Below are 26450 nucleotides of genomic sequence, written 5' to 3'. Positions count from 1 at the left end.
AGAATTCAGGGGCGGTCTCATCCAATGAGACCCCTCATCCGTAGGTTTCCTCAATGGAAACCATCCGCAAGCTGGCCATTCTGGCCGATGCCGCCAAGTACGATGCCTCCTGCGCCTCCAGCGGCTCGGGCAAGCGCGATTCGCGCGTCAGTGGCGGTATCGGCAGCACCGAGGGCATGGGCATCTGTCACAGCTACACGCCCGATGGCCGCTGCGTTTCGTTGCTGAAGATCCTGCTGACCAACTTCTGCATCTACGACTGCGCCTATTGCGTGAACCGCGTCTCCAGCAACGTGCCCCGCGCACGTTTCAGCGTGGACGAGGTGGTCACACTCACCCTGGACTTCTACAAGCGCAACTACATCGAGGGCCTGTTCCTGTCCAGCGGCATCATCCGCAATGCGGACTACACCATGGAACAGATGGTGGAAGTGGCCCGGCAGCTGCGCGAAGAACACCGCTACGCCGGCTACATCCACCTCAAGACCATTCCCGAGGCCTCGCCGGAGCTGCTGGCCAGCGCCGGGCGCTATGCCGACCGCCTGTCCATCAACGTGGAACTGCCGACCGAAGCCGGCCTGAGCGCCTTGGCGCCGGAGAAGACGGTGCATTCGATCCGCGGCGCGATGGGCGAACTACGCTGGCGCATCGAGGAAGCCAAGGAGGCGCGCAAAGCCCCCGCAGCGATGGCACCGAGGGCCAACCGCAGTCCACGCCCTCCCCGTTTCGCACCCGCCGGGCAGAGCACGCAGATGATCGTCGGCGCGGACGGGGCCAACGACCAACAGATCCTGGCCAGCGCCGATGCGCTGTACGGCAACTACCGCATGCGCCGGGTGTACTACTCCGCGTTCAGCCCGATTCCGGACGCCAGCCGGCAGCTGCCACTGCAACCGCCTCCGCTGCAGCGCGAACATCGCCTCTACCAGGCCGACTGGTTGCTGCGCTTCTACGGTTACGGCGTGGATGAGATTACCGATACCACCCAGGACGGCATGCTCGACCTGGACATCGACCCGAAAATGGCTTGGGCGATCCGTCACCCCGAGCGCTTTCCCGTGGATCTCAACCGCGCGCCGAAGGAAATGCTGCTTCGCGTACCCGGGCTGGGCGTGCGCAACGTGAAACGGGTGCTGATGGCACGCCGCCACGGTCGCCTGCGGGTTGCCGATGTAGCACGCCTGAAGGCACCGATGAGCAAACTGCTTCCGTTTGTGCAGCTGGCTGACCACCATCCACGCAAATCGCTGGACGATCCGGCGGCGCTGCGCGCGCAGTTGGCCCCACCGCCTCGTCAGGGATCGCTGTTTGATGCACCGCCCGCCGCCTGACGCGCAGCGCTGGTCGCTGCGGGTGGACCCGCAGTGGTCGCTGCAGGCCTGGCGCGACGCTGCGCGCGAAGCGTTGCTGCGAGGCGTGGCCCCGCCTCAGCTGGACTGGCTGGAAGGGAGCGAAACGTCGTTGCTGGATGCGCCGGCCGTGCAGCGGGCGCCGATGCTGGCTGATGCCAGTGCACCCAACGTGCCCCGCGATTTCCTGGAACTGGCGGCCACCTGCCTGTGCCATCGCGACCCCCAGCGACTGGCCTTGCTGTATCGCCTGCTGTGGCGCATCGTCCATGGCGAGCGTTCGGTGCTGAGCAACCCCGCCGACGCCGATGTCCTGCGCGCAACGGCGCTCGCCCAGGCCGTCCGCCGTGACACGCACAAGATGAAGGCATTCGTGCGCTTCCGCGAGGTGCCTGGCCAGCCTGATGCGTTCATCGCCTGGTTTGAGCCACAGCACCACATTGTCGACCGGGTCGCGCCCTTCTTCGCGCGCCGCTTCACCGGCATGCGCTGGGCGATCCTCACGCCTCCGCGCAGCGTCGCATGGGATGGGCAGGCGCTCGCCTTCGGCCCCGGCGCACGGCGCGAGGATGCCCCGGCCGAGGATGCGCGCGAATCACTGTGGCAGACTTACTACGCCAACATCTTCAATCCGGCGCGACTCAATACACGGATGATGATGCAGGAGATGCCGGCAAAGTACTGGCGCCACCTGCCGGAGGCCCAGCTGCTGCCACGCCTGGTGCGCGATGCGGCCGACCGCGTGCAGGAAATGCATGACCGTCCCGCGCAGGCACCGCAGCGCCGGATTCCCCTGCGGGCGAACACTGCGACATCGGCGACCGATGCCAGCAGCCTGGAGAATCTGCGCGGACAGGCCAGCGCTTGCCGCCAGTGCCCGCTCTGGGAGCAGGCCACGCAGACCGTGTTCGGGCAGGGGCCTGCAGACGCCCGCATGATGCTGATCGGGGAACAACCTGGCGACACCGAGGATCTGCGCGGACAGCCGTTCATGGGTCCTGCCGGTCAGCTACTGGACCGTGCGCTGACCGAGTTGGGAATCGATCGCGCGGCGCTGTACCTCACCAACGCCGTGAAGCACTTCCATCATGAACGGCGTGGCAAGGTGCGACTGCACAAGCGACCGGAAAGCCGGCACATCCAGGCCTGCCGCCCCTGGCTGATGGGTGAGATCGCGCGCGTGCGGCCCCAGGTGATCGTGTGCCTCGGCGCGACAGCGGCAGCCTCGGTGTTTGGTCGTGGGTTCGACCTTTCACGCGACCGCGGACGCTGGCACACCCTCGAGGACGGCACCCGCGGTTATGCCACGGTACACCCGGCATGGGTATTGCGGCAGACCGACGATGCGCGCCGCGAGGATGCCTATCGACTGTTCCGCGATGATCTGGCCCGATTGCAACAAAAAGGGGACGGAGGGGATTAAGTCGTAACTGCACAAACGACTTAATCCCCTCCGTCCCCTCTCCTTTCAGGCGGCGTCGGGCTGGTTTTCCGGGCGTGCGCGGTCGAAGGCGTCCAGTGCCTGGCAGGCAGCTTCGATACGGCGCAGGGTCGGGTACGGCGTCAGGTCCAGGCCGAAGCGATGCGCGTTGTAGAGCTGCGGCAGCAGGCAGAGATCGGCCAACCCGGGGCGATCGCCGTGGCAGAAGATGCCGGTGTCGCGGCTGTTGGCCAGCATCGCTTCCATCGCCGCAAAGCCTTCGGCGATCCAGTGCAGGGTCCACTGCGTACGGGCATCGGCCGGCACCTGCAGGGTGCGCTCCAGGTACTGCATCACCCGCAGGTTGTTGATCGGGTGGATGTCGCAGGCCACCAGCTGGGCCAGCGCACGCACCCGCGCACGGCCGGCAGCATCAGCTGGCAGCAGCGGCACCTGCGGGAAGCGCTCATCCAGATACTCCACGATCGCCAGCGACTGGGTCAGCGCATGCCCCTCGTGCAGCAGGGTCGGCACCAGCTGCTGCGGATTGAGCGCGCGATAGGCATCCAGATGCTGCTCGCCACCGTCGCGCACCAGGTGCACCGGCCGGGCTTCCCAGGCCAGGCCCTTCAGCTCCAGGCCGATGCGCACGCGGTAGGCGGCGCTGGATCGCCAGTAGGTGTACAGCACGATGCCGTCGTCGACCGGGATCTCCATCGCCGCCTCTCTGCTCAGGGCCTGGTCGCCTGTTCGATGCGCTGCTCGATCGCACCGAAGATGCTGTTGCCGGCGGCATCGAGCATCTCGATGCGGACCACGTCGCCGAAGGACATGAACGGCGTGCTCGGCTTGCCGTCGCGCAGGGTTTCGACCACGCGCTGTTCGGCGAAGCACGAAGCACCCTTGCTGGTGTCTTCGTTGGCGATGGTGCCAGAGCCAACGATGGTGCCGGCGCTGAGCGGACGGGTCTTGGCCGCATGCGCAACCAGCTGGGCGAAGTTGAACTGCATGTCCACGCCCGCTTCCGGCGCACCGAACCAGTGCCCGTTGATGTGGGTCAGCAGCGGCAGGTGCACCTTGCTGTCCTGCCACGCGGCGCCCAGCTCGTCGGGGGTGACGAACACCGGCGACAGCGCCGAGCGCGGCTTGGACTGCAGGAAGCCGAAGCCCTTGGCCAGCTCGCCCGGAATCAGGTTGCGCAGCGAGACATCGTTGACCAGGCCGACCAGCTGGATATGGCCTGCGGCCTGTTCCGGGGTGGCGGCCATCGGCACGTCGTCGGTGATCACCACGATCTCTGCTTCCAGGTCGATGCCATAGTCCTCGCTGACCACCTTGACCGCGTCGCGCGGACCGTAGAAACCGGCGCTGGTCGCCTGGTACATCAGCGGGTCGGTGTAGAAGCTCTCCGGCACCTCGGCGCCACGGGCGCGGCGCACGCGCTCGACATGCGGCAGGTAGGCGCTGCCATCGACGAACTCATAGGCACGCGGCATCGGCGCGGCCAGCGCCTGCGGGTCCAGGTCGAACACGCCATCGGCGTCGCCCGCGTTGAGCGATTCGTACAGGGCGTTCAGGCGCGGCGCGATGTGGCTCCAGTCCTCCAGGGCCTGCTGCAGGGTGGCGGCAATGCCGGTGGCGCGCACGCCGTGGCGCAGGTCACGCGAGACGACGATCAGGGTGCCGTCGCGGCCGCCTTCCTTCAAAGAACCAAGCTTCATTGGTGGGTGTCCGGAGTCGTGGGCAAACAAGTTTCAAGTGTAATCAAATCTGCGTCGACGCCAAGCTGCAGCGCGGCATCGGCCCACCCTACCGTAGTGGGGGGTTCGGCAGGGTTGCACCCTGCACCTGCTTCAAGCCAGGGCAACGTCAACAGCAACAGCCGGCTCTGGGTTGTCTGTGAGCTGGGCGGGACGGTGTGGGTGGGCAGGACACGCCGTAAACCCGTCCCTGGTGGCTCGATGGCGCCATCCATGGCGCCAACGGTCCTGCCCACCCACACCGTCCCACCCCTGACAATTTCCCGATGACGGATCGAACATCCACATCATTCATCGTCGAAATCCGTCAGATATCGAAATTGATCGAATGAGATTCGACAGATCGCGGAAAACTCTCGAAGGCGGGGTGGGTCCGGTTGCGGGGGCGTGAGCCGCATGGATGCGGCGACCGAGCTTACATGGGTGAGGGCGCTTTGCTTGCGAAGCACCGCTTCGCAAGCGCCCGAACGCACAGCCGCCAGCGGCTGGGCCGGGCCCCGGAGGGGTACTTGCAGCGCCCCCCGCAACCGGACCCACCCCGCATCCCTCAGGAAACCGGCTTTTGACGTTGACGCTGACGTTGCTTCGGCCTCTGCGGGTGCAGGGCGCAGCCCTGCAGAGAGCCCCCCTACCTGAACAGGCCTTTTTGCGTGAAGTCTCAAACATCGTTTAGACTTGCAGGGTCTGCAGCGGCCGTCCGTTTCCCTCCGGGACCGCCGGCGACTAGGGTCCGCCCTCTTCGCCCGCCCCCACTCCGACGCCGTTCGTCACGCATTCCAGCCTGCGCTCCGTGCCGGCTGCACCCAATTCTCGCAGCGCGGTTCACGGGAACGCTCCGAGTCAGCCGATCAGTTTGATCTGCCCCCGTCTGTCCGTTCGGACAGGCGTTTCTTGTACTTGGAGCAATCTCAATGTCTTTTGAATCGCTGGGCCTGGCGCCCTTCCTGCTGCGTGCGCTCGCCGAGCAGGGCTACGAAAACCCGACCCCGATCCAGCAGCAGGCGATCCCGCTGGCGCTGGCCGGTCGCGACCTGCTGGCCGGTGCACAGACCGGTACCGGCAAGACCGCTGCCTTTGGCCTGCCGCTGCTGCAGCACCTGGGCACCGCCTCGCAGGAAGTGCGCAGCGGCCCGCGCAAGCCGCGCGCGCTGATCCTGGCCCCGACCCGCGAGCTGGCCACTCAGGTGCATGACAGCCTGCGCGGCTACAGCAAGTACCTGCGCATCCCCAGCGCCTGCATCTACGGTGGCGTCGGCATGGGCAACCAGCTGGACATCCTGCGCCGTGGCGTGGACCTACTGGTGGCCTGCCCGGGCCGCCTGATCGACCACCTGGAGCGTCGCAGCATCGACCTGTCCGGCATTGAACTGCTGGTGCTGGACGAAGCCGACCGCATGCTCGACATGGGCTTCCTGCCGTCGATCAAGCGCATCCTGGCCAAGCTGCCGAAGCAGAACCGCCAGACCCTGCTGTTCTCGGCCACCTTCGAGGACAACATCCGCCAGCTGGCGCTGGAGTTCATGCGCAACCCGGAACAGATCCAGGTGACGCCGAAGAACACCGTGGCCGAAACCATCACCCATCGCGTGCACCCGGTCGATGCCGGCCGCAAGCGCGACCTGCTGCTGCACCTGCTGGCGCAGGACAGCCGCGAGCAGACCCTGGTGTTCGCCCGCACCAAGCACGGCAGCGACAAGCTGGCCACGTTCCTGGAAAAGTCGGGCATCAAGACCGCGGCGATCCACGGCAACAAGAGCCAGGGCCAGCGCCTGCGTGCGCTGGGCGACTTCAAGGCCGGCCGCGTGACCGTGCTGGTGGCCACCGACATCGCCGCGCGCGGCATCGACATCAACGAGCTGCCGAAGGTGATCAACTTCGACCTGCCGATGGTGGCCGAAGATTACGTGCACCGCATCGGCCGCACCGGCCGCAACGGCGCGACCGGCCAGGCGATCTCGCTGGTGGCGCAGGATGAAGTGAAGCTGCTGCGCGCGATCGTGCGCCTGCTGGGCCGCGACATGGACATCCGCGATGTGCCGGGCTTCGAGCTGCAGACGCCGATCCGCTGGGGCAACAGTGCGCCGGGCAAGGCCGAGCACGATACCGGCGAGCGCGCACCGCGCAAGAGCCACGCACGCCGTCCGCACGGCGATGCGCCGCGCCATGCGCATGCGGGCCCGAAGAAGGCCGGTGGTGGCCGTCGCGAGGGCGGTGGCAATGGCCAGCAGCGTGCAGGCGCCGGTCAGGGCCAGCGTCGTGGCGGTGGCGGCAATGGTGGCGGCCGTGGCCGCGGCCAGGGTGGCAACGGCGGCGGTCGCGCCGGCTGATCCCAGCTGACAGCTGTTGTGCTTCCCGCTGCGCGGGAAGGCTATCGAGGGACGGCGCTGACGCGCCGTCCTTTTTTGTTGCTGGCTACCGTGAGTAGAAGCCGGCGGTGCGTTGCGCTGAGGGCGGATGGGCGTGGGGCCAGCGCAAAACACGCCGTAAACCCATCCATGGGGGCTCGGTCGGCGCATCCATGCGCCTCACGGTTTTGCGCTGGCCCCACGCCCATCCGCTTCAAGCATTGCCTGCGCCTTCTTCTCCCGCCGGGTAGCCGGGCGAAGAAGGATCAAGATCAAGTTCAAGAGCAAGTGCTGATGCTTTTGCTTTTGCTTTTGCTTTTGCCCTTGCTCCCGCCTTGGGTTTGATGCGTCCGCGCCCGCAGGAAACTGTCGAGGGGAGGCCGGGCGGGCTGCGCAGGACCGTGAGGCGCATGGATGCGCCGATCGAGCTTACATGGACGTATTTACAGCGTGTCCTGCGCGGCCCGCCCGGCCTCCCCCACACGCATCAATCAAAGCGCGTAAAGCCTCAACCCCGCACTTTACTCGGATTCACCAGACTTCCGAAGAAGATCGCGTTGACCAGCAGTCGATCCGTCCCGTGCCAGTACTTGCGATGCGCCGGATCATCGGCAAACAGCACCACGTTGCCCTGCCCTTGCGCCGACACCAGCAGCCACGCGCTGCCTGCCACCCGCGCGCGGTTGCGCTCGGACAGATAACCATTCACCCGCGGCGGCGTGTCGATGCGCACCACCGTCGAGAACGGGTTCGTGCTCGGCTGCAGCGTTACCGTGTTCTCCTTGTTGATCGCCAGCTGCCGGCGTGGCACACCGAACGCCAGCGGATGACTGGTATCCACGTCGGCACTGAGGATATTGCCGCTGACCCGCTCGATCGCAGCGATGTCACGCTGGTCACCAAACGCACGGCGGCTCTCGTCAGCGGTTTCTTCTTCCTTGCCAAGCTTCTCGCCGTCGGCCAGCTTCTGTTCGATCGCCCATTTCGAGGCACTGCCGTAGGTCACCAACGAACCACCGGCCTGCACCCAGCGCTTCAGTGCAGCCACCGCCGTGGCATCGACGCCGGTATAGGTGCCGCCGGACAACACGATGGTGGTGTAGCGGTCCAGCGGCACTTTGCCCAGCTGTTGCGGATCCAGCTTGCTGGCCGGCAACCGCAGCTGTTGGTCCAACAGGAACCACGCCGATCCGATTTCGGTGGCGGCCACGCCCTCGCCCATCACGAGTGCCACCGCAGGCTTGCGCAGCGCTTTGACGCCGTCACTGCCGAGGTCGATGCCTTCGCGGCTGCGGCCACTGGACAGCGCGTGCACCTGCACACCTGCCTCGCGTGCGGCGGATGTCACTGCCTCAAGCAGCGCCGCACCCTGCAGCGACTGCCCAGTGACCGGAATGACCAGGCTGCCGGCGGCGAAGCTGACCTCGCCCTGCGCGGTCGCGGTGGTGAACGGCTGGAATGCCGCGCGTGCATTCACGCCCTTGCCCTGCAGCGCGGCCAGCGCGCGCCCGGCATTGTAGTCGCGCCAGTCGATCGCGTAGGCGAATCCTGCCTGGCCGCCCAGCACGGTGCCCTGCTCCGCCGGCAGCGCCGCCACGCGTGCGCCGCCGTCGATGCGGCTGCGGCTACCGGCGAAGGCCACGCCGTAGGCCGGTGCAATCGCGTAGCTGGTGCTGCCGTAGAACACATCGCCCTTGATCGGCGGCGTCTCGGCAAAGATCGAATGCACCAGGCGGAACTGCGCCTGCTGCACCGGCACCACGTAGGCGCTGCCGGCATCGAAGCGCTGACCATCGACACTGACGTCACGATCCAGCGCGCGCACCTCGATGCGATGCAGCAGCAACAGCTCCAGCAAACGACGGGTCAATGCGGGGTCATGCGCATCGCCGAATACGAAGCTCTTCACCGGCTGCTGTGCGGCCTGCTTCAACGCGCTCTGGAAGAACTGCTTCTGCAGGTCGAACAGGCCGCTGCGCTCGGCTAACGCGCCGCGCACCGTGCCCAGCCCGGTAGCCACCTGGTTGCGGATGGTGAACGGGAACGTCAGCAGACCATTCATCGACTCCTGCACGCGGCCCCGCGAGCTGGCCTGCTCGACGGTAACGCCGACGGCACCGTGGAAATCAGGATAGGTCGAGCCGTACACCGGCGAGAAGTTGTCGAAGTTCTCGCCGGTGTAGTACAGCGAGCCCAGCGCATCCAGCGCCTGCGCGTGGTACTTGGCCAGAGTCTTGTTGAATTCGTACGACGCCGCCGGAATCAGCGGGCTGTGCATGCTCTTCGGCGACGGTTCGAAGTAATAGGTGCTGTCCTTGCCCATCTCGTGGAAATCAATCTGCACGTTCGGGTACCACTGGTGGAACACCTCCACCTTCGGCCGCGAGTCCTGCTGGGTCAGGGCCAGCCAGTCGCGGTTGAGATCGGTGAAGTAGTGGTTGGTGCGGCCCTGCGGGAACGGCTCAACGTGTTCCTTGTCGGCCGGGTCGGCCGAGGCCGGATCAGAGGCCCAGGCGTTGTGCCAGTTGGCGGCACGATCACGGCCATCCGGATTCTGTGCCGGGTCGAACAGCACCACCGCCTGCTGCAGCCACTGCTGGGTTTCGGCGCTGCGGTTGGCCACCAGGTAGTACGCCGTCAGCATCGCCGCTTCGGCACTGGAGGTCTCGTTGCCATGCACGCTGTAGCCCAGCCACACCACCACCGGGCTGTCACCGGCGGCGCTGCGCGGCTGCCCCGGATCGGCCAGGGTCGCGTGCTGCTGGCGGATCTGTTCCAGCCGCGCGTGGTTGCCTGCAGCAGTGACGGTGGCGATCAGCAGCGGGCGACCTTCATAGCTGCGGCCGATCTCGCGCACGCTGATCTTGTCCGAGCGTTTCGCAAGTTCCTGGAAGTACGCCACCAGCTGGTCGTGCCGGGTGTAACGGCTGCCGATCGGGTAGCCGAGGAACTGCTCCGGCGTGGGCACCGCTGCATCGAACGCCGCTGCGTCGGTCACCTGCGGGAAGAAGTACGCGCTCTGTGCCTGCGCCGGCTGCGGCGAGGACAGTGCGGTGGCGGCGGCAAGCAGCAACGGAAGAACGGCACGGCGATGCAAGGACACGATGACTCCCCTGGAACACAACGGCAGACAGTCGCGCGGCCGGTCCCTTCAGGTGACCGGCCGCGGCGGATGGATCAGAAGCGGTAATCGAAGCCCAGCGTGAAGTAGCGGCCACGCAGGTCGTACTGGCTGAAGTCGTACGGCGCGCGGATGCCCGGGAACGAGGCGTCGTACGGCGGCGTCTTGTCGGCCAGGTTCTGCACCTTGGCGTACACGGTCAGCTTGTCGATGCCGGTGTAGGCCAGGTACAGGTCGTACTGGCTGTAGCTGCCGACACGCTGCTGCACGGCCTTGGCGGCGGTACTGGCTTCCTGGCGGTAGCTGCTGGTGTAGTACCAGGTCACGGCTGCGTTGAAGTCGCCGTACTTCCAGTCCAGCGTGGTGGTGGCCTTGTCCTTGGGCAGGGTTGCGCCCAGGTTGCTGCCGGCGTAGTCCACCAGTGGGCCGCCGACCACGGTCGGGCGACGGTAGTCGCGCACGTGGGTGTAGGCCGAGGACACGGTGAAGTCACCCAGCGCAGCGGTCGGGATGCGCTGGCGCAGCTCGACGTCGATGCCCGAGGTCTTCAGCTCGCTCAGGTTCTGGTAGCGGTTGTAGACCGCCTGCAGCTTGCCGCGCTCATCGCGCTGCACGGCGCCGGCCACGTTGTCGTTGACCAGGGTCTGGGTGTTGTTGGTACCGACCAGGTTGTCCAGCTGGATGCGGTAGTAGTCCACGCTCAGGTTGGTATTGGCCCACGGCGACAGCACCACGCCGAAGTTCACGCTCTTGGTGCGCTCGGGCTTCAGTTCGTTGTTGCCGACGGTGAAGAAGGTCGGGTTCTGGCGCGAGCCCGGCACGTCCGGGTCACGCGGATCGACCACGCTGCCGTAGGCGATGCTGGTGCTGTTGGAGTTCTCCGACAGCGACGGAGCGCGGAAGCCCTTCGAGGCCGAGGCACGCACCAGCAGGAAGTCGAGCGGCTGCCAGCGCAGGCCGATCTTCGGCGAGAACGCATCGCCGAAATCATCGTAGTGATCGGCGCGCGCGGCAGCGGACAGCTCCAGCGTCGATGCCAGCGGCACGTTCACTTCGGCGTAGGCCGCACTGACCTGGCGTTTGCCGTGCACTTCGGCGATCGCCGGGCGCACCTGCAGGCCGGCATCGATCTGCCACGGGTTGTTGGAATCGAGCTTCTCACGGCGCCACTCGGCACCGGCAGCGAAGCCGATCTCACCTGCCCAGGTATGACCCAGGCTGCCGGAGATCTTCGCGTCGATGCCCTGCAGCTTGGACTCGGCCGGACGCAGTGTGGCGATGTTGATCGAGTCACGCACCGACTGCGGCGTGGCGGCCGGGTTCAGCAGGTTGTAACTGCCGGTGGCCAGCGCATCGGCCAGCGCCCAGCGGTTGGCGAAGCCACCGGACACGCTCTCGCGCTCGCTGCTGCGTGCACCGAACGCGGCCACTTCCCAGTCCCACGACGCGGTGGTGCCACGCAGGCCGAACACGCCGCGGTAGGCGGTGGAACGGTTGGTCTTGATCGTGCCGCCCAGGTCGAAGAAGGTGTACTCGATCGGGATCGCGCGGCCGTACGGGTTGTACGGATTGTTGGCCGGCAGCAGCGACGACACCGGCTCGGCCAGGCCGCTGTTCGCGTTCAGTGCGAAGCGGCCGCTCTCCAGGGTGAAGAACGGGCTGCTGCCGAACCACGCAGCACTCTTGATCTGGCTGTACAGCACTTCGCCGAACGCTTCGACGTTGTCGTTCAGGCGGAAGGTACCGTTGGCGTAGGCCTGGTAGCGCTTGGTCGAGGGGATCAGCGTGGTGAACGGTGCCTGGTTGAAGCCGCAGGTGTCGCCGGCCAGGCCGTCGATCGGTGCGCTGGCCACGCGGGTGGTGCCGGTCGGGCAGTTACCGTTGGCATCGAGCATCGGCACCGAGACGCCGTTGACCAGGTAGCGCGCGCCCTTGGCCGACCAGCCGTTCCAGCGGCCGCCGGGCTTGTCGGTGTAGATGCCGCTCTTTGTCAGGTTGCGTTCGTCCTGATCCAGGCGTTCGCGGTTGTAGCCCTGCAGGCTGAAGAGGATGTTGTAGCCATCGGTATCGAGATCACCGAGGCCGCCGACGAACTTCAGGTTCTGCTCGTGCAGGCCGCCCTGGTCGGCGCCGCCGAAGCTGCCGCCGATCTCGGCGCCTTCGAAGTTCTGCCGGGTGATGATGTTGACCACACCGGCCACGGCGTCGGAGCCGTAGACCGCCGAGGCGCCATCCTTGAGCACTTCGATGCGTTCGACCGCGACCAGCGGCAACGCGTTGAGATCGACAAAGGTGTCGGACAGGCCACCGGCCGGGAAGCCGTAGTTGGCCAGGCGACGGCCATTGAGCAGCACCAGCGTGTTCTTCTGCGACAGGCCACGCAGGCCGATGCCGGCCGAGCCGGAGGCCCAGCCGTTGTTGGTGGTTTCGTTGCTGGCGTTGCCGGTGTTGGCCGAGATCGAGCGCAGCACATCGGCCACGGTGGCCTTGCCGGTCTGTTCCAGCTGCTGGCGGCCGATCACCTGCACCGGGTTGGAGGCCTCGGTATCGGTGCGCTTGATGTTGGAACCGGTGACGCGCACGGCGGCCAGGGTGCTGGCTTCGCCACTGGCGTCGGCGGAGGTTTCGGCGGCGGCGGACAAAGGCGCGGCCAGAGCGACGGCCAGGGCCGCCACGAGCAGGGTGTGCTTGGGCATGACGATGTGGGGGAGGTGGTAAGGGCGACGAAGTTCCGCAGTAGTCCATGCCTGGCCGGGGTCCGGCCAATAACATCTCTTCATACGGATATAAGAGAAATTATCATCTCTTCATCCGGATGGAAAGACTTTCTTCACGAAAGCCCAACCTCCGCTCAGGCTGGCCGGCCACCTGCGGCGTACAATCGCGCCATGGAAATCTTCAAAGTCTTCATGCTCGAGGCGGCGCACCGCCTCCCCAACGTGCCGCCGGGGCACAAGTGCGCGCGCCTGCACGGCCACTCGTTCCGGGTGGAACTGAAGGTCGAGGGCGAGCCGGGTGCGCAGACCGGCTGGATCATGGATTTCGGCGACGTGAAGGCGGCCTTCCAGCCGATCTACGACCGCCTGGACCATCACTACCTCAATGACATCCCCGGCCTGGAGAACCCGACCAGCGAGAACCTGGCGGTGTGGATCTGGAACGAGCTGAAGCCGGGCCTGCCGGCGCTGAGCGAGATCACCGTGCACGAAACCTGCACCTCGGGTTGCCGTTACCGCGGCCCAACAGCCTGATCAACCCATTGATCTGAAAGGTGTTTCAAAGGCGCCCTGGGCGCCTTTGTTATTTTTGTTGCATTGCCGCATCAACGGCGTATGCTGCACTGCATCAAGCCACTCCCTGATGCCCCCATGGCCACCGCCTTCAGCGATCGCTTCAGTGATGCCACCCGCCAGCTCGCCGCCGCGGCAACGCGTGCGAACCGGTTGGCGTTGGAGAACGCGGAAAGCATGTTCGGGGTGCAGCTGAAGGCGATGGAGCGCAACCTGACCGCGACCGGCGGCTGGCTCGGCGAGCTGGCCCGCAGTGACGACGCGGCCGGGGTGCTCAACAAGGGCGCACAGCTGTGGCAGGACAACCTGCAGCGGCTCGGCCAGGCCCAGCAGGACGTGGTCGGCCTTGGCCTGCAGGCCGGCAAGGCCTGGTCCGAACTGGTGCACGGCTACAACGAATCAACGGCGGACGCGAACAACCACTGACGCGACGCAACGCTCATTGCGTGGGTCCCTCCCCCCGCGCAATCCGGACCCGGCAGATCCCTCCCTCTGCCGGGTCTTTTTTTGCCTGGCGTCTGCATTGAAGAGCGCTTCCTCGTCTGGATTCGCCGCGAACTGAAGGGCCCCGCCGGGACAGGCAGGGGCCTGGGCAAATGTCCCCCGGCGCCGGCCGTTGGCCGTCACCTCCTCCTTTACTTTTACTTTGCCCAGACCCCTGCCCGCCCCGACGAGACTCGGCTTACGGCAGGTAAAGCGCAGCGCTCGTGGCGCCTTTCAACTAGGCGCCGGAGGACATTCGTACGCAAGGGCATCCGCCCCGCGCCACGATGATTCAATCCGCCGCACGCGATGCAGAAATCGCTCAGCGCCCGCGACCACCGTGCCAGTGCTGATGCCACGCCTGGAACATCAGCACGTTCCACAGGTGCGTGTGCCACTTGCGCTCACCACGCAGGAACGCCTCCCAGATACCGCGCACGCGCGCAACATCGAAACACCCTTGGTTGCGCAGCAGCTGCGGATCCAGCAGCGCCTCCGCCCAATCGCGCAGCGGGCCCGCCAGCCAACGCGCCATCGGCGGGCCAAAACCGCGCTTGGGGCGGTACACCAGCGGTTCCGGCAGGTAGCGCGCCAGCAGGTGCTTGAGGATCCGCTTGTGCTCACCATCGTGGTACTTCAGGTGCTGCGGCAGGCGCCAGGCCAGACGCACCACCTCCATGTCCAGCAGCGGCGCACGCGTCTCCACGCCCGCCGCCATGCCGGCACGGTCGACCTTGGCGAGGATGCCCTCGGCCAGATCCATGCGGAAATCCAACAGCTGGATGCGCGCCTCGGCCGGCAGCGCAGAGTCCTGCTGCTGGAAGATCGTCATCGGCTCACGTGCGCCCAGCACCACCTGCGCCGGCTGCCGCCAGCGGGTGACACGTTGCAGGTAATGCCCTTCCACATCGTTGGCGGCAACCTCGGCCACCAGCGCACGCCAGCCGCCCAGGCGGCCACGCTCGACGTTCATGCGGTTGCCACTGCGCCGCGCCAGATCACGCACCCAGTCCGGCAAGCCACCACAGAGGCGTGCATTGCGCAGCGCCCGGCCATAGCTGGGATGACCGAAGAACAGTTCATCGCCACCGTCGCCGGTCAGCGCCACCGGTTTGCGCGCGCCCAGCAGTTCACTGGCCAGCAGGGTCGGCAGCTGCGAGGCATCGGCGAAGGGCTCGCACCAGACCTGCGGCAGGCGCTGCAGCAGGTCCAGGCCCTGGCGCGCATCCATCCGGTGCAGATGGTGCTGCACACCCAGGTGGCGAGCGACCTGCGAGGCCCAATCGCTTTCGTCGTGGCCGGGATCGTCGAAGCCGACCGTCCAGGCCTCGATCGGCAGCGTCGACTGCGCCTGCATCATCGCGGTCACCAGCGACGAGTCGGTGCCGCCGGACAGGAACGCACCGCAGGCCAGCGGCGAATGCATGCGTGCCGCGATCGCCTTCTGCAACACCACTTCCAGCTGGTCGGTGGCCTGTTCCAGGCTCGGCGCCGGCTGCAGGGGTTCCTGCAGCGCACTCTGCATCGCATCGCGTGCGCACCAGTAGCGCGCGCCCCCTTCCGCCGCCTGGCTGGAACCGCCGGCAGCGTGGTCATCCAGATCGACGCGCAGCACCGCGCCGGCCACCAGCTTGTGGATGCCCCGGTAGATGGTGTGCGGCGCCGGCACATAGTCGTGGCGCAGCAGCAGGCTCAGCGCATCCTGGTCGATGCTCGGCGCGAAGCCGGCGAAGGCCTGCAGCGCCTTCATTTCCGAGGCGAACAGGAACTGGCCCTGGAACCAGCCGTAATACAGCGGCCGCTCGCCCACCGGATCACGCGCCAGCCACAACTCACGCGATTCGCGGTCCCAGACGCTGAAACCGAACGCGCCTTCGATACGCGACAGCGCCCGCTCCACGCCCCATTCAACGATCGCCTGCAGCAACAGCCGGGCGTCACTGCAGCTGCGTGGCAGCTCGCGCAGCTGCGCCTGCAGGTCGGCGCGGTTGTACAGGCGGCCGTCCAGGCACAACACGTAGCGGCCGCAATCCGAGCTCAGTGGCTGCAGCGGAGTGTCGGTCGGCGCCCGGCAGTGACCCAGCGCCAGACCGGCCTCGGCGTCGGTCCAGTAACCGATGCGGCCCCGGCCACGCTGCTGCAGGGCGCGCAGCATCGGCGCCAGCTGCTGCAGCAGGTGCTCGTCCTCGGCGGGCGGCAACCAGGCCCCGACCACGCCGCTCATCGGGCACCTCCGCAGCGGCAGCGGCGGGACGGGTTCAGCAGGCAGGGGGCGGCGAGCGACATGGGAACGGCACGCGGAGCGGAGGAGACTCCATGCTCGGCGCCCCACCTGCCCCGCGTCAGTCGCTTTGCTGTCAGCGATGGTCACCAGACGTATCACGAAGGTAACGTTTTGTAACGGCAACAAGCTATGCTGGACGCCAAGTTGTTGCCAGGCCTGAGGCCCGGCCCGAGCGCCAGCAACCCCGGCTGAATGGCGCCCGCCCCCGGGACCCGGGCGGCCCGCAGGCTGGGATAGCATCGCCGCGCTCGTGCCGTGGCGGTACGTTTGCGCCCACGGAGGCCTTGAAAATGCTGGATATCGTACTGGTTGAAGACGATGCCCGCCTGGGTACGATGGTCAGCGACTATCTGCGGCGGCATGGCTACCAGGTGGCCCATGAGCGCAGTGGCGAGCGCGCGGTGGCCCGGATCCTGGCCGAGAAGCCGGCCCTGGTCCTGCTCGATGTCGGCCTGCCCGACCAGGATGGTTTCGAAGTGTGTCGGCAGATCCGGCCCCACTATGACGGCATCATCTGTGTGCTGACCGCCCGCACCGACAACATTGACCAGGTGCTGGGACTGGAGCTGGGGGCCGACGATTACATCGGTAAACCCATCGAACCGCGGGTGCTGCTCGCCCGCCTGCGTGCCCATCTGCGCCGCCACCGCCGGGTCGAACCGCGCGACGGCAGCCTGCGCTTCGGCGAGCTGAACATCGACCCGTCCACCCGCAACGTGCACCTGCAGGGCGGCCTGCTGGAGCTGACCACGGCCGAGTTCGACCTGCTGTTCCTGCTGGCCAGCAACGCCGGCCAGATCCTGGACCGCGATGCGCTGCTGCGCGGCCTGCGTGGCATCGCCTTTGACGGCCTGGACCGTTCGATCGATGCGCGCATCTCGCGCCTGCGCCGCAAGCTGGGCGACAACCCTGAACAACCGGAGCGGATCAAGACCGTCCGTGGACGCGGCTACCTGTTCAGCCGCTCGGCATGGGGATGAAGCGCACGCACTCGGCGATGCGCGGCCACGCCTTCCACTTCCTGCGCTACGGCATCGGCTTCCTGGTCGCCCACCTGCTGCTGATCGTGCTGGGCCTGTGGGCCTGGGATGCGCTGCTGGAAGACCGCACCGAAGCCAGCCTGCTGGCCGAGATGCGTGGCACCCATGCGCTGCTGCAGCAACGCTTCGCGGAAACACCACGTGACCAGTGGCCGGCGCTGGCACGAGGGCTCGACGCCGACTTCGCCTATGCCCTGCGAATGGTGCCGCTGGCCGAGGCGGAGAAGGCGCTGTCGGCCAGCCAGCGACCGCCGTTCAACAACGGCCGTGTGCAGATCGACCTGGAACACATGCGCAGCCTGCAGCGGATCGGCGACAGCAACTATGCCGTGATGCTGGGGCCACTGGATGAAGCGTTGCCTGAGGAAGGCTGGCAGGACAGCGAAGTGTCCGGCGTGGCGATCCTGCTGCTGATCCTGATGGTGGCCGTGGCGCTGCCGATGTACGTGATGGTCTACCGCCTGTGGCGCGATGTGTCGCAGCTGGCACAGGCGGCGCGGCAGATGCGCGACGGCCAGCTGGATACGCGTGCGCCGCGTGCCGGCACCGCGCTGGTGCGGCCGCTGGCCAATGCCTTCAACCACATGGCCGAGCAGCTGCAGCAGCTGCTGGAGAGCCAGCGCGTGCTGGCGCAGGCGGTCGCGCATGAAGTGCGCACGCCGTTGGCGCGGATGCGCTTCGGCCTGGCCGACCTGGAGGACACCGCACTCGACGAGATCCAGCGCGATGCGCTGGGTGGCCTGCGCACCGACGTCGATCGCCTGCAGCACCTCACCGATGCCGGCGTCGAGTACGCCGCGCTGGGCCGCTGCCATCAGCTGACCCGCCAGCGCCTGCAGCTGGCCGCGCTGGTCCGTGGCGTGGTGGCCCAGTTCGCACCGCTGCCGCTGCCGGTACAGCAGGCGCTGTCGCCAGCAGGCCTGGTCAACGTCAACCGGCATATGCTGGAACTGGCGCTGCGCAATCTGCTCGGCAATGCCTTGCGCTATGCGCGGCGGCAGATCCGCATCGCCAGCACGGTCAACGATGGCTGGCTGTGCCTGCAGGTGGAGGACGACGGCCCCGGCATCGCGCCCGAACTGCGCGGCCAGGTGCTGCAACCCTATGTGCGGCTGGACCCGGGCAGCCCCGGTTTCGGTCTCGGCCTGGCACTGGTGCAGGTGGTGGCTGACAAGCATGGCGGCCACGTTGAAGTGACCGACTCCGAACTGGGCGGTGCCTGCATCCGCCTGCACCTGCCTCTGGAAAGCGGCGGTGCCGTGGTGAGCGAGGCGGCCTGCTAGGCCGCCGGCTCCGCGCGCGGCAACGCGAACACGAACAGCGCGCCACGCTCACTGTCGCGCAGTTCGATGCGGCGGCCATGCAGCTGCACGATACGCTGCACGATCAACAGGCCGAGGCCACCGTTCTCGCCACGCCGTGCGCCCAGTGCGGCCGGCGCCTGGAACAACTGTGCGCGCAGCGCCGCTGCCACACCGGGACCATCATCGGCCACGCTCACCTCGATGCTGTCCGCGGTCGCACGCAGGCACACTTCGATCCGCCCACCTTCCGGCGCGTGCCGCAATGCATTGTCGAGCAGGTTGGTCAGCACCCGCTCGACCAGGCCCAGGTCGGCACGTACCAGCGGCAGGCCGGGCGGAAATTCCGCGTGCAGGCGCTGGTTGCGCGCCTGCGCGGCCAGCTCGAACTTCTGCAGTACGTCCTGCAGCAGCTCCGGCAGCGCGAACACTTCCCACTCCAGACGCACTTCACCGTGCTCCAGCCGCGCCAGCTCGAACAGCGCGCGCGCCAGCCGGCCAACCTTGGCGCTCTGTGCCAGCGCGATACCGAGGTAGCGGCGGCGCTCGTCCGGTGACAGCGTGGCGTCCTTCAGCGCCAGCGTTTCCAGGTAGCCATGCAGCGACGACAACGGCGTACGCAGGTCGTGCGAGATGTTGGCAACCAGCTCGCGCCGCTGCAGGTCCTGCTGGCGCAACTGCTGCCATTGCTCACCCAGCCGCTGCGCCATCTGCGCATGCGCGTGTTCCAGGATCACCAGTTCATCGCGCTCACCGGGCCGCAGTGGCTCCGGCGGCGGCAGTGGGGTCGGCGCGTCGATGTCGAACGCCTGGATGCGTCGGGTCAGGCGCCGCAGCGGACGCGTCACCCAGTAGAACGCCACCAGCCCGGCAAACAGGCCGAGGCCCCCCACCAGCACGACTGACCACCATGTGGTGTTCCATTGGCTGCCGGCGGCGAGATCGTCGGCGAGCATCTGCCGGTGTTCGCCCACCAGCACCACGTACACATAACCGGCCTGGCGGCCCTGCACGATCAACGGTGCAGCACTGAACACCTTGCGGCCCTCGGCGCTGCGCGGGTCATCGCCGAGGATCGGCAGTGGCGCACCCGACAGCAGGCGGCGCAGCGGTGCCACGTCCACCTTGTTGCGCACCAGATGGCCGCTGGGCGCGTCGTGGCCGAGAATGCGGCCTTGGTCGTCCAGCAGGTAGACCTCGACGCTGGGATTGACCGCCATCAGCTGGCCGAACAGCGCACGCACCGCAGCATCGCGCATGCCGCTGGTGTCCATCAGTTCGCTGCGTTGGGCGATGTGTTCGGCCAGGCCCAGCGACAGCCGCTGCACCACTTCCTGCTCATGGCGGGTGTTGGCGCGCATCTGCAGTGCCAGCAACGCCATGCAGCACATCAGCATCAGCGCGGCGGTCACCACCGCCAGCTTCTGCCACAGATTGGGCTTGATCATGCCGCCGCCCCGGCCGGATCGACCAGCTTGTAGCCGCGGCCCCACACCGTCAGCAATCGCCGCGGGTTCGCCGGGTCGGGTTCGATCTTGCTGCGCAGGCGGTTGATGTGGGTGTTGACCGTGTGCTCGTAACCATCGTGCTGGTAGCCCCAGACCTGGTTGAGCAGTTCCATGCGCGCGAACACCTGGTCCGGATGACGGGCGAAGAACAGCAGCAGATCAAATTCGCGCGGCGTCAGCTCCAGCGCATTGCCATCCACCGACGCGGTGCGCGCGACCGGATCGAGTTGCAGCCCACCCAGCTCGATCGCGCCGGCATCGATGCGTGCGCTCTGTGCCATCGCCTCGGCGCGGCGCAGCAGGGCGCGCACCCGTGCCACCAGTTCCGGCATCGAGAAGGGTTTTGCCAGGTAGTCGTCCGCGCCCAGCTCCAGGCCGACAATGCGCTGGGTCTCACTGCCGCGCGCGCTGATGATGATGATCGGCACGTAGCGCGCCATCGCGCGTGCACGCTGGCACACCTGCAGGCCGTCGACACCGGGCAGCATCACGTCCAGCACCAGCGCATCCCATGGGCCGTCCTGTTCCAGCAGGCGCAGGCCACCGTCACCGCTGGCGGCGTGGGCCACGTCATAGCCTTCATCGCCCAGGTGCATGCGCAGCAGGTCAGCGATGTGGGCATCGTCTTCGACGATCAGCACGCGTTTGGTCGACATCGGCAGCTCGGAGCCAGTGGGGAAGCTGGCTGCATTGTGGCGCGGGACGGCCGCCGATACCTCACGAAAAATTGAATCCTGCGTGAGGATTCGTTGACCCGGGCGGGCGCAGCATGGCCCCGTCGCCCCTTCCCGGAGTCCGCCATGCCCCTCTCCCGCCGCCATCTACTCGGCCTGGGTGGTGTTGCCACCGCCGCCGGCCTGCTCGGCCTGGGGGCCTGCAGCCGCGCCGCCCCGGCCGCCGCCGAAGCGCGTCCGTCGCGACAGTTCGAGGTCATGCGCAGCGATGCTCAGTGGCGCCAGCAGCTGACCCCGGCGCAGTACGCGGTGCTGCGCCAGCAGGCCACCGAGCGCCCGTACAGCAGCCCGCTCAACAAGGAACATCGGCAGGGCACCTTCGCTTGCGCCGGCTGTGCACTGCCGCTGTTCTCCTCGTCCACCAAGTTCGAGAGCGGCACCGGCTGGCCCAGCTTCTGGGCACCGCTGCACAACGCCATCGGCGAAGACCGCGACGTCACCTTCGGGATGCTGCGGGTGGAGGTGCATTGCCGCCGCTGCGGCGGCCATCTCGGCCATGTGTTCAACGATGGGCCACGCCCGACCGGGCTGCGCTACTGCATGAACGGTGCGGCGATGGTGTTCGTTCCCGGTGCCACTGATGGCACTGCCGACGGCTGGCGGGTGCCGGTCGGTTCTTCCCCTGCTTCCGGAGCCTGACGATGCTGCTGTTGCTGCTTGCCTACCTCGGGGGCGCGCTGACCCTGCTCAGCCCCTGCATCCTGCCGGTGCTGCCGTTCGTGTTCGCGCGTGCCGATCGCCCGTTCCTGCGCAGCACGCTGCCGTTGCTGCTGGGCATGGCGCTCACCTTCACCGTGGTCGCCAGCCTGGCCGCGGTGGGCAGCCAATGGGTGGCGCAGGCCAACCAGGTTGGACGCTGGATCGCCCTGCTGCTGATGGCGTTGTTCGCGGTCGCCCTGCTCTGGCCGCGGCTGGCCGACCATCTGCTGGCGCCGTTCCAGCGTGTGGGTGCACGCCTGAGCGCGCGTGCCGATGCCGCTGATGCCGCGGGGCACGGCGGCGCGTGGACCTCGCTGCTGATCGGCATCGCCACCGGCCTGCTGTGGGCACCGTGCGCCGGGCCGATCCTCGGCCTGGTGCTGACCGGTGCTGCCCTGCATGGCGCCAGCGTCGGTACCAGCACCCTGCTGCTTGCCTATGCATCGGGTGCGATCACCGCGCTGGCGCTGGCGGTGTGGGCCGGCGGCCGGGTGTTCCGTGCGCTGCAGGCGAGGCTCGGCCTCGGCGATGTCCTGCGCAAGGTGCTGGGTGTAGCCGCGCTGCTGGCCGTCGTGGCGATCGGCCTCGGCTGGGATACCGGCCTGCTGACCCGCCTGTCCACGGTCAGCACCGCGCGTATCGAGCAAAGCCTGCTGGACGCAGTGCCCGGCGCGCAGCCGGCGGCACCACCGATGATGATGATGGCCGGCGCCAATGCAGGTGCCGATGCACCGCTGCCGGTGGAAGGCACCCTGCCCGCGCTGGATGGCGCCACCGGCTGGCTCAACAGCCCGCCGCTGAGTGCACAGCAGCTGCGCGGCAAGGTGGTGCTGGTCGATATCTGGACCTATTCCTGCATCAACTGCCTGCGCGCGATGCCGTTCGTGCACGAATGGGAGCGTCGCTACCGTGACCATGGGCTGGTGGTGATCGGCGTGCACACGCCGGAGTTCGCCTTCGAACGCAACCCGAGCAACGTGATGAAAGCGGTGCAGGAACTGAAGGTCGAGTACCCGGTGGCGCTCGACAACCAGTACACGATCTGGCGCGCGTTCAACAACCGCTACTGGCCGGCGCAGTACTTCGTCGACGCGCAGGGCAATATCCGCGGCCACCAGTTCGGCGAGGGCAACTATGCGCGCTCGGAACAGATGATCCGTCGCCTGCTGACCGAAGCCGGGCAGACCAACCTGCCACCACCGGCCGATCCCGCTGCCGCCGACCTGAAGGGCGTGGCCGTGCAGGCCGACATGGGCAACCTGCGTTCGCCGGAAACCTACCTGGGCCACGCCCGCGCCGAGCAGTTCGCCTCGCCCGGCGGGCAGCGCAGCGACACCGCGTTCGACTACAACCTGCCGGCCACCCTGGCGTTGAACCGGTGGGGACTGTCGGGGCGCTGGACCGTTACCGATGAAGCTGCGCAGCTGCAGCAGGCCGGTGGCCGCATTGCATTCCAGTTCCATGCGCGCGACCTGCACTTGGTGCTGGCACCGAGCGAGGACGGCAAGCCAGTGCGCTTCCGCGTCTGGCTGGATGGCAAGCCGCTGCCCATCGCCGATGCCGGCAGCGATGTCGGCGCCGATGGCAGCGGCGTGGTCAACGAACACCGCTTGTACCAGCTGGTGCGCCAGCGCGGCGCGGTCGGCCCGCATCGCTTCGAGATCGAATTCCTCGATGCGGGCGTGCAGGCCTATGCCTTCACCTTCGGTTGAAACGCGAGCACACGATGAAACTCTCTTTTGAACAAGGTATCGCCGCCGGTGTCGCCGGCTTGGTAGCTACTGCATTGATCGCTGGCGTGCTGCTGGTCGACCACGGCGCAGTCGCGGCACCGCTGGAAGCCAGCGCGCAGGCCAAGGCACTACCGGCGCCCAGCGGCGACGCCGCGTTCCGCGATGACGCCACCCATGCCAGCGTGGTGTTCGCCGGCGGTTGCTTCTGGGGCGTGCAGGGCGTGTTCCAGCACGTCAAAGGCGTGAGCAATGCGGTGTCCGGCTACATCGGTGGCAGCGCGGCCAATGCGCGCTATGAGCGCGTCAGCGGTGGCCAGACCGGTCATGCCGAGGCGGTGAAGATCGACTACGACCCGCGCCAGGTCAGCTATGGCCAGCTGATGCAGGTGTTCTTCTCGGTGGTGCACGATCCGACCCAGCTCAATCGACAGGGGCCGGACCACGGCAGTCAGTACCGCTCGGCGATCTTCAGTGATGACGCACGCCAGCAGGCGGCCAGCCGCGCCTACATCGCCCAGCTCGGCCAGGCCGGCAGCTACCGCGCACCGATCGTCACCCAGCTGGTCAGCGGCCAGCACTTCTACCCGGCCGAGAGCTACCACCAGAACTACATGACCAACTACCCGCAGGCGGCCTACATCCGCTACTACGACGCACCGAAGCTGGCGGCACTGGGCAAGCAGTTCCCGGCGCTGTACCGGCGCGACGCGGCACTGGTGCCGATGCGGTAACGACCCGGGTAGTGCCGGCCGCTGGCCGGCTCCTGCGGATCTGGGGATCGCCGGCCAGCGGCCGGTACCACCTCCAAAAAAAGACGCACGGCCATCCAGCCGTGCGCTTGGGAAGTATCGGCCGTGCCCCGATCAGGCCCGTCCGACAACGACATGCTAGGCTCGCCATCATCATGGGTACAGAACCAGATGGCGGGAAGTTCGATGGATACAGATGACCAGAGCGCGATGATCCCACCCCGCTACCAACGGCTGTCCGACGAACTGGCCGAGGCCATTCACGGCGGACGTCTCCCGGTCGGCAGCCGCCTGCCTTCACTGCGGCAGATGGCCCTGCAGCGAAGGCTCAGCCTGAACACGGTGATCGCGGCCTATCGCCAGCTGGAGGACGCCGGCCTGGTCATTCCGCGGCCAAAGGCCGGCTTCGAGGTCGCGCCGCGATTGTCGGTGCCAGAGCGTTCGCTGCGTGATACCCCGTCCGCCCCCACCGCACCACTGCAGCAGGTGCTGATGGCGCGCGTGCTGGAGGCACAACGTCGCTCCGGAGTGATCGACCTGGCCTTCGCCGGTCCGCGCGGTCGCCAGTTCTATCCGGGCGCGCAGCTGGCCCGGCATACCGCGCAGGTGCTGCGGCACGGCCAGCAGACAGTGGAAACCTACGCGCGCCCAAACGGCTCCCCCAGGCTGCTGGCGCAGATCGTGCGTCGCGGTCCACGCATGGGCCTGCACACCCATAGCGAGCGGCTGCTGCTGACCCACGGCGCGATGGAGGCCCTGCAGCTGGCGTTGCGCGCGGTCACCCAGCCCGGCGACGCGGTCGGCATCGAGGCGCCGTCCTACTTCAACCTCTACCCCTTGCTGGCCAACCTCGGCCTGCAGGCCATCGAGCTGCCCACCCACCCGCAGCACGGGCTGGATGTCGACGCATTGGATGCGCTGCTGGAGCACACGCCGCTGGCCGCACTGGTGGTGATGCCCACCGTGCACAATCCGCTGGGCTGCACCATGCCGACACCCGCCAAGCAACGCCTGGCCGAACTGGTCAACGCACGGCAACTGCCGCTGATCGAGGATGCGGTGTACGCCGAGCTGCAGTTCTGCGAACCGCCGGCGCCCTTGCTGAAGGCCTTCGATCGCGATGGCTGGGTGATGGTGGTCGGTGGGTTCTCCAAGACACTGGCGCCGGATTACCGTATCGGCTGGCTGGATGGCGGCCGCTTCGCCGAGCGCATCGCGCTGCTGAAATTCCAGTCCACCGGTGGCGAGCCTCAACTGCTCGGCGATGCGGTGGCGGCGTATCTGGAAGCCGGAAGCTACGAGCATCACCTGCACCGCATGCGCCGGCTGTACCGCGAACAGGTGGGACGGCTGCGCCAGCTGGTGGCCGAACACTTCCCGGCCGGCACCCGTGCCACCGAGCCGCAAGGCGGCTTCCTGCTGTGGCTCGAACTGCCGGGCGTGGATACGCGTGAGCTGTTCGAACGTGCGCTGGTAGAGGACATCGTGTTCATGCCCGGCCAGGTGTATTCGCGTGGTGCGCGTTACCGCCACTGCCTGCGGCTGTCGTGCTGCCAGACCTTGGATGCGCGCTTCATCGGTGCGGTGGAGCGGCTGGGTGCGATCGCGCGGGAGCTGGCGGCTGCAGCACGGTAACGCCGGCCGCTGGCCGGCAACCTCGGGATCGCCAGGTGGATGCAGTTGCCGGCCAGCGGCCGGCACTACCTAGGATCACTCAAGCAGGTGCACGCCCAGCGCCGCGTGTACTCGCGCGGCGCGCGCTATCGCCACTGCCTGCGGCTGTCGTGCTGCCAGATGCTGGATGCGCGCTTCATCGGCGCGGTGGAGCGGCTCGGTGCGATCGCGAAGGAGCTGGCAGCTGCAACACGGTAGTGCCGGCCGCTGGCCGGCAACCTCGGGATCGCCGGGTGGATGCAGTTGCCGGCCAGCGGCCGGCACTACCCAGGGTCACTCGAGCAGGTACGCGCTCAGTGCTTCGCCATCCGCTCCCGGCAGATACGGCAGCCGCCCCCAGCACGGCATCGGCAGGCGCTGCTGCAGCGTCGCGATGTTCTCATCCTGGCGCTGCATCACCGGGTCGATGTGGTTGCCGATCCAGCCCAGGCACTCCACGCCGCTGGCCTGCAGCGACTGCGCAGTCAGCCGTGCGTGGTTGACGCAGCCCAGCCGCATGCCGACCACAAGTACTACCGGCAGATGCAATGCACGCACCAGGTCGAGCTGGTCGAGCGTGGCCGAGACCGGCGCCAGCCAACCGCCAACGCCCTCCACCACCACGACATCGGCCTGCGCACGCAGGCGCGCGAACGCTGCCACGATCGGCGCCAGTTCCACCTGCACGCCATCCTCGGCAGCGGCCAGCTCCGGCGCCAGCGGTTGCCGCAGCGCGTACGGATTCAGGTCGGCATAGTCCGGCACCGGCCAACTGGCCGCCTGCAGCGCCAGCGCGTCCTCGTTGCGCAGGCCCTGCCCCAGGTCTTCGCTGCCGCTGGCCACCGGCTTCATGCCAACCGCGCGCAGGCCGCGCCGGCGCAGTGCATGCAGCAGCGCGGTGCTGGCTGCGGTCTTGCCGATCCCGGTATCGGTGCCGGTGACGAACAGGGCAGGCGGCAGCGTGGCGGGCAACGGCATCGA

The 26450-nt window shown here is 67.5% G+C and carries 21 protein-coding genes; 12 read left to right on the top strand and 9 right to left on the bottom strand.

Features of this window, described 5'->3' with window-relative positions; genetic code table 11:
- Positions 1–53: 53 nt before the first annotated feature.
- Together MG068_RS02475 and MG068_RS02470 are read left to right on the top strand one after the other, a co-directional pair.
- Complete coding sequence (locus MG068_RS02475) at positions 54–1331, top strand: putative DNA modification/repair radical SAM protein (RefSeq protein ID WP_132809100.1); 1278 nt, start codon at positions 54–56, stop codon at positions 1329–1331.
- Positions 1312–2772, top strand: a complete 1461-nt coding sequence (locus MG068_RS02470; protein WP_132811097.1) for a UdgX family uracil-DNA binding protein — start codon at positions 1312–1314, stop codon at positions 2770–2772. The genes MG068_RS02475 and MG068_RS02470 overlap by 20 nt, the downstream gene beginning before the upstream one ends.
- A gap of 45 nt (positions 2773–2817) precedes the next feature.
- Here the strand turns inward: MG068_RS02470 and maiA are convergent, their stop codons facing one another.
- Together maiA and MG068_RS02460 are read right to left on the bottom strand one after the other, a co-directional pair.
- Positions 2818–3486 (bottom strand): maleylacetoacetate isomerase, encoded by a 669-nt coding sequence (gene maiA, locus MG068_RS02465; protein ID WP_132809098.1) that lies wholly within the window; start codon positions 3484–3486, stop codon positions 2818–2820.
- Between the two features lie 14 nt (positions 3487–3500).
- The gene (locus MG068_RS02460) at positions 3501–4490 is read right to left on the bottom strand and encodes a fumarylacetoacetate hydrolase family protein (RefSeq protein ID WP_132809096.1); all 990 of its coding nucleotides are present in this window, start codon (positions 4488–4490) and stop codon (positions 3501–3503) included.
- 950 nt (positions 4491–5440) lie between these two features.
- Here MG068_RS02460 and MG068_RS02455 point away from each other — a divergent pair.
- Positions 5441–6856 (top strand): DEAD/DEAH box helicase, encoded by a 1416-nt coding sequence (locus tag MG068_RS02455; protein ID WP_049461652.1) that lies wholly within the window; start codon positions 5441–5443, stop codon positions 6854–6856.
- 232 nt (positions 6857–7088) lie between these two features.
- On the opposite strand, the gene MG068_RS02450 is transcribed toward MG068_RS02455, so the two are convergent.
- The 3 genes from MG068_RS02450 to MG068_RS02440 all read right to left on the bottom strand — a co-directional run bounded on the left by MG068_RS02450 (position 7089) and on the right by MG068_RS02440 (position 12691).
- The gene (locus tag MG068_RS02450; protein WP_132809094.1) at positions 7089–7286 is read right to left on the bottom strand and encodes a hypothetical protein; all 198 of its coding nucleotides are present in this window, start codon (positions 7284–7286) and stop codon (positions 7089–7091) included.
- Between the two features lie 96 nt (positions 7287–7382).
- Positions 7383–9977, bottom strand: a complete 2595-nt coding sequence (locus MG068_RS02445; protein WP_132809092.1) for a M14 family zinc carboxypeptidase — start codon at positions 9975–9977, stop codon at positions 7383–7385.
- Between the two features lie 74 nt (positions 9978–10051).
- Positions 10052–12691, bottom strand: coding sequence for a TonB-dependent receptor plug domain-containing protein (locus tag MG068_RS02440; RefSeq protein WP_132809091.1), 2640 nt, complete (start codon positions 12689–12691; stop codon positions 10052–10054).
- 192 nt (positions 12692–12883) lie between these two features.
- Between MG068_RS02440 and queD the strand changes: the two genes are divergently transcribed.
- Together queD and MG068_RS02430 are read left to right on the top strand one after the other, a co-directional pair.
- On the top strand, positions 12884–13246 hold the full coding sequence (gene queD, locus MG068_RS02435) for a 6-carboxytetrahydropterin synthase QueD (RefSeq protein WP_014645831.1): 363 nt from the start codon (positions 12884–12886) through the stop codon (positions 13244–13246).
- Positions 13247–13363: 117 nt separating this feature from the next.
- Entirely contained in the window at positions 13364–13711 is a 348-nt protein-coding gene (locus MG068_RS02430; RefSeq protein WP_132809089.1) for a phasin family protein, read from the top strand.
- A gap of 379 nt (positions 13712–14090) precedes the next feature.
- On the opposite strand, the gene asnB is transcribed toward MG068_RS02430, so the two are convergent.
- Positions 14091–15992 carry an asparagine synthase (glutamine-hydrolyzing) gene (gene asnB, locus MG068_RS02425; protein WP_049461655.1) on the bottom strand — a complete coding sequence of 634 codons (1902 nt, stop codon included), beginning with the start codon at positions 15990–15992 and terminating at the stop codon, positions 14091–14093.
- A 350-nt stretch (positions 15993–16342) separates the two neighbouring features.
- Between asnB and MG068_RS02420 the strand changes: the two genes are divergently transcribed.
- Together MG068_RS02420 and MG068_RS02415 are read left to right on the top strand one after the other, a co-directional pair.
- Entirely contained in the window at positions 16343–17032 is a 690-nt protein-coding gene (locus MG068_RS02420; protein ID WP_049461656.1) for a winged helix-turn-helix domain-containing protein, read from the top strand.
- Positions 17029–18375, top strand: coding sequence for an ATP-binding protein (locus MG068_RS02415; protein WP_049461657.1), 1347 nt, complete (start codon positions 17029–17031; stop codon positions 18373–18375). Before MG068_RS02420 ends, MG068_RS02415 begins: the two co-directional genes overlap by 4 nt.
- Here MG068_RS02415 and MG068_RS02410 read toward each other — a convergent pair.
- Positions 18372–19841 carry a sensor histidine kinase gene (locus tag MG068_RS02410; RefSeq protein WP_132809087.1) on the bottom strand — a complete coding sequence of 490 codons (1470 nt, stop codon included), beginning with the start codon at positions 19839–19841 and terminating at the stop codon, positions 18372–18374. The genes MG068_RS02415 and MG068_RS02410 overlap by 4 nt on opposite strands.
- The gene (locus tag MG068_RS02405; protein WP_012509950.1) at positions 19838–20557 is read right to left on the bottom strand and encodes a response regulator transcription factor; all 720 of its coding nucleotides are present in this window, start codon (positions 20555–20557) and stop codon (positions 19838–19840) included. Before MG068_RS02405 ends, MG068_RS02410 begins: the two co-directional genes overlap by 4 nt.
- A gap of 144 nt (positions 20558–20701) precedes the next feature.
- On the opposite strand from MG068_RS02405, the gene msrB reads away from it, so the two are divergent.
- The 5 genes from msrB (at position 20702) to MG068_RS02380 (ending at position 25688) form a co-directional block, all read left to right on the top strand.
- A complete protein-coding gene (gene msrB / locus MG068_RS02400; protein WP_132809085.1) occupies positions 20702–21274 on the top strand; it encodes a peptide-methionine (R)-S-oxide reductase MsrB in 573 nt (190 codons plus the stop codon).
- Positions 21275–21276: 2 nt separating this feature from the next.
- Entirely contained in the window at positions 21277–23046 is a 1770-nt protein-coding gene (locus MG068_RS02395; RefSeq protein WP_132809083.1) for a cytochrome c biogenesis protein DipZ, read from the top strand.
- A 14-nt stretch (positions 23047–23060) separates the two neighbouring features.
- A complete protein-coding gene (gene msrA / locus MG068_RS02390) occupies positions 23061–23798 on the top strand; it encodes a peptide-methionine (S)-S-oxide reductase MsrA (protein WP_049424850.1) in 738 nt (245 codons plus the stop codon).
- A 204-nt stretch (positions 23799–24002) separates the two neighbouring features.
- A complete protein-coding gene (locus MG068_RS02385) occupies positions 24003–25451 on the top strand; it encodes an aminotransferase-like domain-containing protein (protein ID WP_125892471.1) in 1449 nt (482 codons plus the stop codon).
- A 39-nt stretch (positions 25452–25490) separates the two neighbouring features.
- Complete coding sequence (locus MG068_RS02380; RefSeq protein WP_049461855.1) at positions 25491–25688, top strand: hypothetical protein; 198 nt, start codon at positions 25491–25493, stop codon at positions 25686–25688.
- A 75-nt stretch (positions 25689–25763) separates the two neighbouring features.
- On the opposite strand, the gene bioD is transcribed toward MG068_RS02380, so the two are convergent.
- Entirely contained in the window at positions 25764–26447 is a 684-nt protein-coding gene (bioD, locus tag MG068_RS02375; RefSeq protein WP_132809081.1) for a dethiobiotin synthase, read from the bottom strand.
- Between the last annotated feature and the right edge of the window lie 3 nt (positions 26448–26450).

Source organism: Stenotrophomonas sp. ASS1, from assembly GCF_004346925.1.
Classification (GTDB): domain Bacteria; phylum Pseudomonadota; class Gammaproteobacteria; order Xanthomonadales; family Xanthomonadaceae; genus Stenotrophomonas; species Stenotrophomonas maltophilia_A.
The sequence above is the reverse complement of the archived record's forward strand: the minus strand, read 5'-3'. Positions and strand labels throughout refer to the sequence as shown.

Coding starts and splice junctions, on each gene's coding strand:
- queD (WP_014645831.1), top strand. CDS start 12,884: ATGGAAATCTTCAAAGTCTTCATGCTCGAGGCGGCGCACCGCCTCCCC.
- msrB (WP_132809085.1), top strand. CDS start 20,702: ATGCCCCTCTCCCGCCGCCATCTACTCGGCCTGGGTGGTGTTGCCACC.
- MG068_RS02410 (WP_132809087.1), bottom strand. CDS start 19,841: ATGATCAAGCCCAATCTGTGGCAGAAGCTGGCGGTGGTGACCGCCGCG.
- msrA (WP_049424850.1), top strand. CDS start 23,061: ATGAAACTCTCTTTTGAACAAGGTATCGCCGCCGGTGTCGCCGGCTTG.
- MG068_RS02470 (WP_132811097.1), top strand. CDS start 1,312: ATGCACCGCCCGCCGCCTGACGCGCAGCGCTGGTCGCTGCGGGTGGAC.
- MG068_RS02405 (WP_012509950.1), bottom strand. CDS start 20,557: ATGTCGACCAAACGCGTGCTGATCGTCGAAGACGATGCCCACATCGCT.
- maiA (WP_132809098.1), bottom strand. CDS start 3,486: ATGGAGATCCCGGTCGACGACGGCATCGTGCTGTACACCTACTGGCGA.
- MG068_RS02395 (WP_132809083.1), top strand. CDS start 21,277: ATGCTGCTGTTGCTGCTTGCCTACCTCGGGGGCGCGCTGACCCTGCTC.
- MG068_RS02430 (WP_132809089.1), top strand. CDS start 13,364: ATGGCCACCGCCTTCAGCGATCGCTTCAGTGATGCCACCCGCCAGCTC.
- MG068_RS02380 (WP_049461855.1), top strand. CDS start 25,491: ATGCAGTTGCCGGCCAGCGGCCGGCACTACCTAGGATCACTCAAGCAG.
- MG068_RS02460 (WP_132809096.1), bottom strand. CDS start 4,490: ATGAAGCTTGGTTCTTTGAAGGAAGGCGGCCGCGACGGCACCCTGATC.
- MG068_RS02450 (WP_132809094.1), bottom strand. CDS start 7,286: ATGCGCCTCACGGTCCTGCGCAGCCCGCCCGGCCTCCCCTCGACAGTT.
- MG068_RS02385 (WP_125892471.1), top strand. CDS start 24,003: ATGGATACAGATGACCAGAGCGCGATGATCCCACCCCGCTACCAACGG.
- MG068_RS02455 (WP_049461652.1), top strand. CDS start 5,441: ATGTCTTTTGAATCGCTGGGCCTGGCGCCCTTCCTGCTGCGTGCGCTC.
- MG068_RS02475 (WP_132809100.1), top strand. CDS start 54: ATGGAAACCATCCGCAAGCTGGCCATTCTGGCCGATGCCGCCAAGTAC.
- asnB (WP_049461655.1), bottom strand. CDS start 15,992: ATGAGCGGCGTGGTCGGGGCCTGGTTGCCGCCCGCCGAGGACGAGCAC.
- MG068_RS02440 (WP_132809091.1), bottom strand. CDS start 12,691: ATGCCCAAGCACACCCTGCTCGTGGCGGCCCTGGCCGTCGCTCTGGCC.
- MG068_RS02420 (WP_049461656.1), top strand. CDS start 16,343: ATGCTGGATATCGTACTGGTTGAAGACGATGCCCGCCTGGGTACGATG.
- MG068_RS02415 (WP_049461657.1), top strand. CDS start 17,029: ATGAAGCGCACGCACTCGGCGATGCGCGGCCACGCCTTCCACTTCCTG.
- bioD (WP_132809081.1), bottom strand. CDS start 26,447: ATGCCGTTGCCCGCCACGCTGCCGCCTGCCCTGTTCGTCACCGGCACC.